This is a genomic window from Streptomyces mabaensis, assembly GCF_053763515.1.
In genome coordinates, this window is the sequence record NZ_JBSOPZ010000013.1 from 172,104 (window position 1) to 182,944 (window position 10,841).

The 10,841-nt window shown below is 68.4% G+C and carries 11 protein-coding genes; all 11 read left to right on the forward strand.

Annotated features, from left to right (window positions below; genetic code table 11):
- The first annotated feature begins 14 nt into the window (after positions 1 to 14).
- The 11 genes from ACWV17_RS14590 to ACWV17_RS14640 all read left to right on the forward strand — a co-directional run bounded on the left by ACWV17_RS14590 (position 15) and on the right by ACWV17_RS14640 (position 10,737).
- A complete protein-coding gene (locus ACWV17_RS14590) occupies positions 15 to 2,327 on the forward strand; it encodes a hypothetical protein (RefSeq protein ID WP_455360025.1) in 2,313 nt (770 codons plus the stop codon).
- The gene (locus tag ACWV17_RS14595; protein ID WP_455360026.1) at positions 2,328 to 4,640 is read left to right on the forward strand and encodes a phage head spike fiber domain-containing protein; all 2,313 of its coding nucleotides are present in this window, start codon (positions 2,328 to 2,330) and stop codon (positions 4,638 to 4,640) included.
- 11 nt (positions 4,641 to 4,651) lie between these two features.
- Positions 4,652 to 5,170, forward strand: coding sequence for a hypothetical protein (locus tag ACWV17_RS14600; protein ID WP_455360027.1), 519 nt, complete (start codon positions 4,652 to 4,654; stop codon positions 5,168 to 5,170).
- On the forward strand, positions 5,167 to 5,658 hold the full coding sequence (locus ACWV17_RS14605; RefSeq protein WP_455360028.1) for a hypothetical protein: 492 nt from the start codon (positions 5,167 to 5,169) through the stop codon (positions 5,656 to 5,658). The genes ACWV17_RS14600 and ACWV17_RS14605 overlap by 4 nt, the downstream gene beginning before the upstream one ends.
- Before the next feature lie 73 nt (positions 5,659 to 5,731).
- Entirely contained in the window at positions 5,732 to 6,682 is a 951-nt protein-coding gene (locus tag ACWV17_RS14610; protein ID WP_455360029.1) for a hypothetical protein, read from the forward strand.
- 27 nt (positions 6,683 to 6,709) lie between these two features.
- On the forward strand, positions 6,710 to 7,066 hold the full coding sequence (locus ACWV17_RS14615) for a hypothetical protein (RefSeq protein WP_455360030.1): 357 nt from the start codon (positions 6,710 to 6,712) through the stop codon (positions 7,064 to 7,066).
- A gap of 12 nt (positions 7,067 to 7,078) precedes the next feature.
- Positions 7,079 to 7,372: a hypothetical protein gene (locus tag ACWV17_RS14620; protein ID WP_455360031.1), complete on the forward strand. Its 294-nt coding sequence runs from the start codon at positions 7,079 to 7,081 to the stop codon at positions 7,370 to 7,372.
- Positions 7,373 to 8,096: 724 nt separating this feature from the next.
- Complete coding sequence (locus tag ACWV17_RS14625; RefSeq protein ID WP_455360032.1) at positions 8,097 to 8,297, forward strand: hypothetical protein; 201 nt, start codon at positions 8,097 to 8,099, stop codon at positions 8,295 to 8,297.
- A gap of 1 nt (position 8,298) precedes the next feature.
- Entirely contained in the window at positions 8,299 to 8,835 is a 537-nt protein-coding gene (locus ACWV17_RS14630) for a DUF6879 family protein (protein WP_455360033.1), read from the forward strand.
- Positions 8,832 to 9,671: a helix-turn-helix domain-containing protein gene (locus ACWV17_RS14635; protein ID WP_455360034.1), complete on the forward strand. Its 840-nt coding sequence runs from the start codon at positions 8,832 to 8,834 to the stop codon at positions 9,669 to 9,671. Before ACWV17_RS14630 ends, ACWV17_RS14635 begins: the two co-directional genes overlap by 4 nt.
- A 628-nt stretch (positions 9,672 to 10,299) precedes the next feature.
- Positions 10,300 to 10,737, forward strand: a complete 438-nt coding sequence (locus ACWV17_RS14640) for a glycine-rich domain-containing protein (protein ID WP_455360035.1) — start codon at positions 10,300 to 10,302, stop codon at positions 10,735 to 10,737.
- Positions 10,738 to 10,841 lie beyond the last annotated feature (104 nt).

The window sequence follows — 10,841 nt, forward strand, 5'->3', positions numbered from 1 at the left end:
GCGGGGGGTGAGTCATGCGGTTCGTCCTCGATGGAGACGACCGGCTGAGCCGGGTCCTGAACCGGGCAGGCGACAGTGCGCACCGCCTGCACCGCCGTCTGGACGCGTCGTTCACCAACAGCTCCATCGCGGCGCGGAGGTTCGCGACTCGGGCTGACAGTGCGCTGACTCGTGTGCAGCGCAGTCTCGGCGGCACCAGCCGGGCCACCAACCAGCTGAGCAACCAGATCAACCGCATGCCGGCGCAGCTGCCATTCACGCGGGACGCGCAGGGCCGACTGCGCAACCTGCGCGGCCAGTTCCTCACCACCGCCCAGGCCGCTGCCGCCATGCGGGGCGACTTCACCAGCCTGCCCGGACCGCTGCGCGCCGTCGGCGGCGCGGCGGGTGACGCGGCCGAGCAGGTCGGCGGGAAAAGCGGCGGCCTCGGCGGCGCGATGATGGGCGTGGCTGCGATCGCCGGCCTGTCGCTGCTGCCCGCGCTCGGCGCGCTGGCCCCGATGATGGTCGGCGCGGGTGTCGCCGCAGGCACGTTGAAGCTGGGGTTCGCCGGCGTCGGCGAGGCGGCAGCGCTGGCCAGCACGGATAAGAAGAAGTACAAGGAAGCGCTGAAGAAACTCAGCCCCGAGGCGCGCGGTTTCACCCAGGCACTGGTCGGGCTGAAGACGCAGTTCTCCGGGCTGGGCAAGGACATTCAGAAGGCGATGCTGCCCGGGTTCACCCAGGCCGTGAAGGACGCAGCGCCGTTCGTGAAGCTGCTCGGCCGCGGCATGACCGAGATGGGCAAGGGCTTCGGCGAGGCGGCGAGCGGCGCCGGAAAGCTGCTGAAAGACAGCGGCTTCCAGAAGGACTTCGCCGCGAACATGAAGCTCGGCGCGATCTTCGTCAAGGACCTGACGAGCGGCCTCGGATCCCTCGCCCGCGGGTTCCTTGACTTTGGCGCGGCGTCCGAGCCGACCCTGCGTTCTCTCTCGTCCGGCATCGCGGGCCTGCTCGGCAAGGGCGGCGGTGGCCTGGTCGGCATGTTCGAGGGCCTGAAGACCGGCGTGCAGGGGAGCGCCCAGTTCCTCGACGGCCTCTTCTACGCGATCAACGACAAGATCCTGCCCGCCCTCGGCCGGCTGTCGGGCGAGGCGGCCCGCACGTTCGGCCCGTTCTTCGGCGAGCTCCTGCGCCTCTCGGGTAAGACGTCGGCCGCCCTGATGGACGGCCTGGGCGCCGTGTTCAAGATGCTGATGCCGGTCTTCAAGGAGGCCAGGTTCGGTGTCAAGGCCTTGTCCGACACTCTGTCGATCATGGCGCCTACGGCCCGGGAGCTGGCATCGGCGATCGGCGGCGCCCTGCTCCCCTCGTTCAGCCAGATGGACCAGGCGGTCGGCCCGCTGCAGCGCCTGTCGCGGTCGGTCCAGGAGAACAAGCAGGGCATCCAGGAGTTCAGCCGGATCGGCGCCGTCGCAATCCTCGACTTCGTGTCCTTCGGAATCGAGCACCTGCCCCACCTGGTGCAGGGCTTCCGGTACCTGGCAACCGGCGCACTCACCGCCCTCGACGCGATCATCTCCGGTGCCGCGCACACCTTCGGCTGGATCCCCGGCATCGGCGACAAGCTGAAGGGCGCGAACCGGGAGTTCGACAAGTTCAAGAACACCTTCATCACCGGCCTGCACACGGCCGAGGGGGAGACCCGGAAGTTCGCCGCATCGGTGGCGCCGAAGCTGGCGCAGAACAAGCTGAAGATGAACATCGCGAACTGGCAGTCGCAGATTGCGACGGCCAAGGCGCAGATGAAGAGTGTCCCGCCGGAGAAGCAGGCCAAGCTCAAGGCCAACATCGCCGACCTGCAAGCGAAGATCCGCAAGGCCAGGGGTGAGCTGAACGCCCTGAACGGGAAGACGGCGCACACCTACGTCATCACCCACCTGCAAGCCCGGAAGGAGGGGTCGCACGGAACCCAGCTCGGATACGCGCAGGGCGGCCTGGTCGGCTACCCCGGCGGCGGCCCGGTCCGCGGACCGGGCACGGGCACCTCGGACAGCATCCTCGCGCGGGTGTCGAACGGCGAGTTCGTGATGAGGGCCAAGTCGGTCGCCCAGTACGGACTCGCCTTCATGCAGTCCCTCAACGAGGGGAAGCTCGGCGCCGGGGCATCCGCCGCACGCTCGGCGGTGGCGAGGCCGACGGCAGCTGCGCCGACCACCGTGGTCATCCACGCGCCGATCACCATCACCGGTGTCACCGATCCCCTCGCCGCAGCCCGCGAGGCGCAGCGGCAGCTGCTGAAGCTGAAGCGGGCCTACGGCGCGAACGTCCAGTTGGGGGTGGGTTAGGTGACACGGCTGGTGGTCGAGTGCGGATTCGGGTCTACGGTCTCGACAGCGCTGGCCAGCATCACGTGGACGGACATCACCGAGTTCGTTGACGTGCGCAACAGCAGTGTGGTCATCAACCGCGGCGCCTCCGATGAGGTGTCCGACATTCAGCCGGGGACCTGCACGCTCACCCTCGACAACAGCGACGGCCGCTTCAGCCCCGGCTTGGCGTCGTCGCCGTACCACCCGAACGTCAAGAAGGACACGCCGCTCAGGGTGCGGGTCATCACCACCGCGAAGAACCTGATGCCCAACCCCAGCTTCGAGTCGGGCGTCACGGACTGGGTGTCTTCCGGTACGCCGACCCGGGTGGTCTCGACGACGCATGTGCAGCACGGCGCGCAGGCGATGCTCATCACCTGGGGCGCGGTGGCCTCCCAGACCGTCACTTCGCCCACGATCTGCGGCCTGCAGATCGGCCAGCAGTACACGTTCTCCGCCTATGTGTGGGTGCCGGCCGGGGACGCCCCCGTGCAGCTGTCCCTGGCGGGCGGCGCCATCGGCTCCCAGAGCACCATCAACGACGCCTTCCAGCGGATCACCGTCACGTTCACGGCGACGTCCACCTCGCACCAGGTGCGGGTCCGCGCGGTCGGCACGCCGGCCGCCGGCGACGTGGTGTGGGTGGACTCCTGCCAGATCGAGGACGGCGCGGCCGCGACCACGTTCGACCCGGTGGCGCCGAGGGATCATCACCGGTTCTGGGGCATGGTCAACGACTGGCCCACCAAGTGGCAGGGCCTGTACGCCACGGCCACGATCACCTGCACTGATCTGTTCAAGCGGCTCAACCGCCAGCCGAACCTGCGGTCCTGCCTGGCCGAGGAGATCCTCCTTGACGCGCCGATCGCCTACTACCCCCTGACCGAGCCGTCCGACTCCATCTCGGGCGGAGACCTGTCTGGGGTCACAGCCGGGCCGCTCGGCATCACGCAGGCCCTGACCGGCGGCACCCTGCAGTTCGCCTCGGCCGACGGGCCAGCGGCGGCCGGCGACCAGGTGCCCACCTTCACGCCCGCATCGTCATCGGCCGGGAAGTACCTGACGGCTAACCTGGGGCCCACCTTCGAGTCCCGGTCGTCCACCGAGTGGCACCACTTCGAGTGCTGGTTCAGCACGTCGACCGTGAGCCGGGTCATCTTCGCGCTCACCTCAACCGACGAAGAGAAGCAACTGATCTTCGCACTCGACGCCTCTGGCGTGCTGCAGATCGAGTACGCGCTGTGGGGCCCGCCGGTCACGATCGTGGGGACAACGAGCGGCAATCTCGCCAACGGCGTCATGCACCACCTGGTGTACGACGAGCAGGCGCAGGACGTCTGGATCGACGGCGTCCTCGTGGCGGTCGGCACCGTTGAACTGATGTACCGGCTCCGGAACCTGTCGGTAGGCGGCTACAGCAACGGCCGACTATGGGCAGGCAGCATCAGCCACCTGGCCATATACACCACCCCGTCCGCATCGCTCGGTGCGGCACTGGCCGCGCACTACACCTCGGGCACCACCGCCCACTCGGGGGAGGACGGCGACGCGCGGATCCAGCGCCTCGCCTCCTACGCGGGCGTCTCCTCGGTGACGGTCACCGGCGTCGTGCACGACCCGGTCGCCGGCCAGGGGCAGGGCGGCTCCACTGCGCTGGCGCGGATGAAGGAGGTTGAGCAGACCGAAGCCGCGAAGCTCATTGCCCAGCGCAACGGCTACGGGCTCGCCTACCAAGGGCGCGATGTCCGGTACAACCCGGACCCGTTGAGCGAGGTGTTCACGGTCAGCTACGCCGACCTCGTCACCGGCGACGTCGAAATCTCCGACGATGACCAGAAGCAGGTCAACACGATCGTCGCGTCCCGCCCCGGCGGCGCCACCCAGCGCATCCTCAACCAGGCATCGCGCGACACCTACGGCACCATCGAGCGCGAGCTGTCCATCCTCAAGACGTCCGACCTCGCCGTCCTCGACGCGGCGAACTGGACGATCAGCCGCTACGCCGACCCGCCCCCGGAGCTGCGCCAGGTCGCGGTCGAGGCGTACACGCTGGCCGCCTACCCGAACATCCTCGACGGCGACGTCAGCAGCTACTTCTCCGTCACAGGCCTGCCCGCCCAGGCGCCGTCGTCGACGCTGCGGGTCACGATCGAGGGCTACACCGAGACGATCCGCCACGCGTCCCACGTGATCCAGTTCCACACCAGCCGCTCGGCGACCGACTCCGTATGGGTCCTCGACGATGCGACCTACTCGGTGCTGGATTCCACTACCCGGCTCGCCTACTGAGGGAGGCCCGCATGCCCATCGCCGTGCAGCGCGCGGAAACCTTCTACACCCCGCCCCCGTCCCAGCCGGCTGACGCCTGGGACCTGGTGCCGCCGGCGGAGCGGGTGTTCCGCTGGATTGAGCACCGGGTGCAGCGCCGCGTCGCCCCGCCGGACGGCTTCGTGATCGGGGTGCGGGCCTACGCGCGGATCAACCACAACCGGTGGGTGGCGGACTGCCCGTGCGGCAGCGCGCAGGTGGTGACGCCCACGGATCCGCGGATGGCGTGTACCGAGTGCGGACTCGGCTGGATCGCCCTGGACTTTCCCACCGACGCAGCGGCGGCCGAGACGTCGGTCGAACAGGAGCTGCCGTCTGGGCGGAACTGGTGGCACCCGGACGACGCGACGTCTCCGGACCGGCCGCCGCAACCACCCGTCGATGAACTGCCTCGCGTCCCGCCCGAGGAAGCCGGCGCGCGTATCGATGCTGCTCGCAGAGTCGAGCTGCCCATGCCGCCCTCCCGGCCGGCGCCCAGGAGGAATCCATGACGTTCACTCCTCGGACCTGGGTGGTTGGCGAGACCGTGACGGCGGCCCTGATGAATCAGGAGGTGCGCGACCAGTTCAACAGCATGTTCGCGGCGTGGACCAGCTACACGCCGTCATGGACCGCGGTGACCACCAACCCGGTCGTGGGCAACGGCACGATCACCGGCCGCTACATGAAGTTCGGCCGGACCTGCCACGTTCAGATAGACCTGGTGACCGGGTCGTCCACGACCTACGGCAGCGGCGCGTACTCCATGAGCCTGCCGTTCACGGCGGCATCGGTCGGCCAGCGAGCCGGGCTGGCCCACGCGTTCCTGTCGCAGCGATACCTCGGCCAGACGCTCGTCTCCACGGGCGCGACGACTGCGCTGATCTTCTTCCCCGCGTCCGGCTCGGTCAGCAACCTGTCCCAAGCCGCGAACAACGTCCCGTTCACCTGGGCCAACGGCACACAACTACGCCTGACCCTCGACTACGAAACGACCTGACCCGACGCGTCTCCTTACCGCAGCCCCGAGCCGACGGCCGGGGCTTTCCCCATGCCCTGAGAAGGGGGAGTTCATGAAAATGGTTTCGCGCTCCGAGTGGGGTGCACGCCCGTATCGCAGGCCGAACGGTGCGACCCGGTACGCCGGTCCCCGCCGCGGCGTCAAGGTCCACTACCTCGGCACCTTCTACGCCGACCGTCCGCACGAGCAGTGCGCCGCCTACGTCCGCAGGTTGCAGGACGCTCACATGGACGGCAAGGGCTGGTCGGACATCGGCTACAGCTTCGTCGTCTGCACCCACGGCTACGTCCACGAGGGCCGCGGCCTGGAGCGCCGCAACTCGGCGAACGGCAACACGGCGCTGAACGAGCAGGACTACGCGATCGCGGCCCTGGTCGGCTCCAAGGGCCTAACCGAACCCACCGACGACCAGCTGCACGGTCTGCGCGACGCGGTCGACTACTGCCGCACCGAAGGCCCTGCCGGGACCTGGCTCGGCGGCCACAAGGACGGCTACTCCACCGACTGCCCCGGCGGACCCCTGTACGCGTGGGCACACGCTGGCGCACCGCGGCCCGCACCCACCGTCGAAGAACCCACACCCCCGCCCCCCGTAGAGGAGACCGCTCTCATGCCCCCTGTCCTGTCCGAGTCGAAGGCCGGCGGCCCGCTGCTCACCCCCGGCGAGTGGACGCTGCTCCACATGGCCAACGACTCCGCCATCTTGCAGGGGTCCGAGACCGGAGAAACTGCCTACAACGTCCACGTCCAGGTCCACCTCACTGGCACCACACCGGGCATGCGCGTTCAGGGCCGCTTCTTCCACCACAGGATTTCCGACAACTACAAGAGCGACGGCCTCGCTATCGACGCTGTGACACGCGACGGCGAATCTTTCCCCCAGTTCTCCAAGGCCGGAAGCCTCAAGCCGGGCTGGCAGCTCAAGTTCGAGATCGTCGCCGACGCGCCCGGTGTCGAGGTCGAGCACCGCCTCGTTCAGGGCCCGTACTGGCCCACCGCCTGAACCCCGACTCGCAGAAACGGAACTGCCATGAGAATTCTCAATCGTGAGCCGGCCCTGTGGCTCAACTCGCTCGCCGGTGTGCTCGGCCTGCTGGTCACCTTCCAGGTAGGCGGGCTCAGTGCCGAAGAGGCGGGCTGGATCGTCGCCGGATCGTCCGCGGTCCTGGGAGCGGTGGCCGCGGCGTTGACGAGGCCGATCGCTCCGCAGGCGTTCACGACGGCGGTCGCGACGATCGCGAGTGCGGTGGCCGCATTCGGCTACGAGGCTGCACCCACGCATGTGGCCGCGATCAACGGCTTCGTCCTCGGGGTCCTCATGTTCGTCACCCGCGGGCAGGTGTCACCGGTCACGCCTGCCGTACCTGCCAGGCCCACGGGCGTCTGATCGGAGTAGCACGTGGCTGAGGAGCCGTCGAATGGGGAGCTCGGGCGGCTCATCCAATCCTTGCGCGAAGACTGGCGCGAGGACCTGGAGCAGCTCAACAGGCGCCTCGACAAAGTCGTTCCGGTCGACGTCTACACCATCGAGAAGAACCAGCTCGGTGAACGCGTCACCGCGCTCGAAACGCAGCGGGAGAAAGATGCGGAACGCATCATCGCCACCCGCCGGTGGATGATCGGCGTCGTCATCACTGTCGTCGTGGCGCTGCTCCCCTACCTGGCGGCGATCGTGACGGGGGCGACAGCGTGAAGCGCCATAAGTCCCCAGAGAGGAAACGATCCTGGCAGGGCAACCTCCTCGCCGTGCTCGGCGCCCTCCTCGCCGGCGCCGCGCTGCTGACCGTACAAGACCTGGCACGCGACCTGCGCACCGCGAACCAAGCGCGAGATGCACTGGCGGAGCAGGTGCAGCGCTTGGGCGGAACGCCCGTCGCCGGGGAGCCAGGCTCCCGCGGTGAGGTCGGGCCGGCTGGACCACCCGGACGCGACGGGGCAGACGGCCAGCCGGCACCCACGATCACACCGTCACCGGGGGCTTCCGGCCCACCCGGGAAACCGGGCGCGGACTCCACCGTGCCCGGACCCTCGGGGCCCCCCGGGCAGCCCGGGGCGGACTCGACTGCCCCCGGCCCGAGCGGGCCCCCAGGCCGTGACGGGACCGACGGGAAAGACGGCCGCGATGGGGCCGATGGGAAGGACGGTCAGACCTGCCCTGACGGCTACAGCATGCAGCCCCCGGCGGACGACCCCGACGCTTTGGTGTGCCGCCGCAACGGAGCGCCACCGCCAGAAGAACCGGAGCCCCTGGCTGCTGGCCTTGACCCCTACCGCCGTCAATACCCGTGACGCATTGCGCCCCCTGTCTGGTCCTCACGGACCGGGCAGGGGGCGTTCGTCGTGTCCGGAACGCGCCCTTGTCCAACCGGCCGCCCGGTGCTGCAATTTCGAGAAATGTCAGCGAGAGGGGAAGCATCATGGAGCTACGCTTCATCGGCACCACCTCGGGCGGCGGCAACTGCCCGACGCTGTACGAGACCGACCGCGGCACCATCGTCGTCCAGGGCTACAAGGTCACCGACGAGGAGGCGCGGTCCCAGCTGCGGGACGTACTCGACGGCGAGGACATCGTCGAGATCCCACGCGAACTGCTGGTCCGCTTCGCACCCAAGGAGTGACGTGCCCGACCTGATCACCGGCGAGGCGTTCGGCCGCCTCTTCGAGGACTTCGAGCACACGGCCTGGCGGCTGGAGACCCGCACGGTCTACACCGTCGACGAGGAACAGGAGCCATTCGCCGCGTTCCGGCGAGGTGACGACCCGGGCACCGAATGGTTCCAGTCGTGGCTGGAGACCATGCGTCGCGGCATCGAGCAGGGCAAGCGGATCGAGCGCGTGCGGGTCGTACCCGACGCCCTCACCGATTACCTCGAGTTCGAACTGTGGCTGTGCCAGTTCAACGTCCAGGTCGGCGAGGACATTCGGTATCTGGCGCAGGATCAGGCAGACAAGCTGGGCCTCCCCAGGTACGACTACTGGCTATTCGACTCGCGCCGTCTGGGGCGTATGCACTTCACCGACGACGGGGTACCCCTCGGCACCGAGATAGTCGAGGACCCCGCCGAGGTGGTCAGGCACAGCTATCTGCGGGACAAGGCATGGCACCACGCCACGCCGTATGCCGCCTACGTCGCAGGGCGGACCGACGCTCGGTGACAAAGATCCACGAAGCGCGTGAAGCGCTCGGCCAGCGCCTCCGCGAACTCCGACGTGACGCCACGCTCAACGGCAAGGAGCTCGCGGAGGCACTGGGCTGGCCTGCCAGCAAGGTAAGCAAGATTGAACTCGGGCGACAGACACCGTCCGAGGAAGACCTGACGGTCTGGGCAGCAGCTTGCAAGGCATCCCCATCCGTGCCGTCTCTCATCGCTTCCCTGCGTAACCTCGAAACGCAGTACGCGGAATGGCGCCGGCAACTGCGCGACGGAACGAAGCTTCGACAGCAGGCCCTGGCCGAGGTCGACGCAAGCACCCGCATTATCCGGGCGTTCGAGAACACGTGGGTTCCCGGCCTGCTGCAGACTCCCGAGTACGCGCGCTGCCGCCTCGCCGAGGTCGTCGACCTGTACGGCGTCGTCAACGACATCGACGCGGGCGTACAGGCCCGCATGGAACGCCAAGCGGCTCTGTACCAGCCGGGCCGTCACTTCCACTTCCTCATCACCGAGGCTGTGTTGCGGTACGGCACCGCCCCCCGCGACGTCATGGCCGGGCAGATCGACCGGCTCGTCAGCGCGTCCTCGCTCGCGTCCGTTCGTCTGGGCATCGTTCCGTTCGGTGTCCGTCTGCCCGTCAGCCCACTTCACGGTTTCTGGATGTTCGACGACCGGATCATCATGGTCGAGACGTTCGCCGCGGAGATGCGCCTGACGCAGCCGGAGGAACTGCGTCTGTACCGCAACGTGTTCGACCGGCTGGCGACGATGGCGCGCTACGGCGGGGGCGCTCGACGGCTCCTCACAGACGCATTGGATGCCGTCGTCTCCTCGTAGGGAGCAATCCCCGGACGGATCCGAGAAATAGCGAGCAATTCGCTCGGGCTTTCTGAGCAACGTTCCTACGGTCTGCAGCAGGACAGTCACTGCAGCCAAGGGGGCGCCTCGGATGATCTGCATCTACTGCCAGCGTGACGGGGCTGATGTCCTGATCGCGATCGTGCACTCCAACAGCGGCCCGGGCTGGAGTCAGTACGCCCACGCCTCGTGCGCCCGCGCCCGCGGTACCGTTCGCGTCTCTGACCGGCCCCTCGGCGCGCCAGCTTCCTGCAGCGCCGACCACGGCGCGGGCTCAGCCCAGTGACCAGGACGGTCTCGGACTTGCCCGCCGTGGCCACGCTGTCGCAGCCGCAGGTACGCGGACGCGCCTGCGTCTGGTGCGGCATCACGCTCGACAACGGACACGCCGTGGACCTCGGGCCGCGGAAGCTGCACATCCTCGACCACACGACTCGGTGGTTCCCACGCGCCTGCCCTCGCTGCAGCAACGCCACTTCGTGACTCCCGTCCCGGCCGCCATTCCCTGGCAGGACACGGCCGGAACGGGCGGGCCCCAAGGGGCCCAGCACGTGCACGACGGCGCCGGGATGGGCCCGGCACCGCAGACGCACCCTTGGAGCATCGCATGACCGCTCTCGCAACAGAACAGGCCCTCGGCCGCACCCTCATCGACGCCGAACTCTTCGACCGCCTGGTCGTCTTCCTCGAGCACGAGGAAGGCCTGCCCCGGCCGGTCGCCGAACGCGTCATGGATCAGGCCCTCGCCTTCCTCGCCATGACCGCTCACCGCAACGACGTCCCGCTCTCTCCGTCGAAGAGGGTCGACCCGGGATGGCACGCGTTCGTCCTGCACACCCGCGAGTACGCCGCGTGGTGCCAGCAGTACGCCGGCCGGTTCATCCACCACAACCCCTTCAAGGGCCGACGGCTCCGCGATGGCGTGGCCATCACGCGCACCGTCCAGGCCATTGAAGATGCCGGGTTTGTCGTCGACCACGAGCTGTGGGGCACGGCGGCGTCGTGCAACCCGCCGACCTGCTGCGGCGATGGCCCCTGCTGCTGACCCCCTCAGCGGGGGGAGGGCTGCCCAGGGGAAGAATGGAAAAAGGCACCAAAAAAAAAAACTTTGTTCCTCCTAGAAATCAACAAACGCCGACAAGGCACCAT

What these genes read in the sequence shown, in the direction of transcription:
- ACWV17_RS14590 (WP_455360025.1), top strand. Translation starts at nt 15, where the DNA reads ATGCGGTTCGTCCTCGATGGAGACGACCGGCTGAGCCGGGTCCTGAAC.
- ACWV17_RS14600 (WP_455360027.1), top strand. Translation starts at nt 4,652, where the DNA reads ATGCCCATCGCCGTGCAGCGCGCGGAAACCTTCTACACCCCGCCCCCG.
- ACWV17_RS14605 (WP_455360028.1), top strand. Translation starts at nt 5,167, where the DNA reads ATGACGTTCACTCCTCGGACCTGGGTGGTTGGCGAGACCGTGACGGCG.
- ACWV17_RS14610 (WP_455360029.1), top strand. Translation starts at nt 5,732, where the DNA reads ATGAAAATGGTTTCGCGCTCCGAGTGGGGTGCACGCCCGTATCGCAGG.
- ACWV17_RS14615 (WP_455360030.1), top strand. Translation starts at nt 6,710, where the DNA reads ATGAGAATTCTCAATCGTGAGCCGGCCCTGTGGCTCAACTCGCTCGCC.
- ACWV17_RS14625 (WP_455360032.1), top strand. Translation starts at nt 8,097, where the DNA reads ATGGAGCTACGCTTCATCGGCACCACCTCGGGCGGCGGCAACTGCCCG.
- ACWV17_RS14640 (WP_455360035.1), top strand. Translation starts at nt 10,300, where the DNA reads ATGACCGCTCTCGCAACAGAACAGGCCCTCGGCCGCACCCTCATCGAC.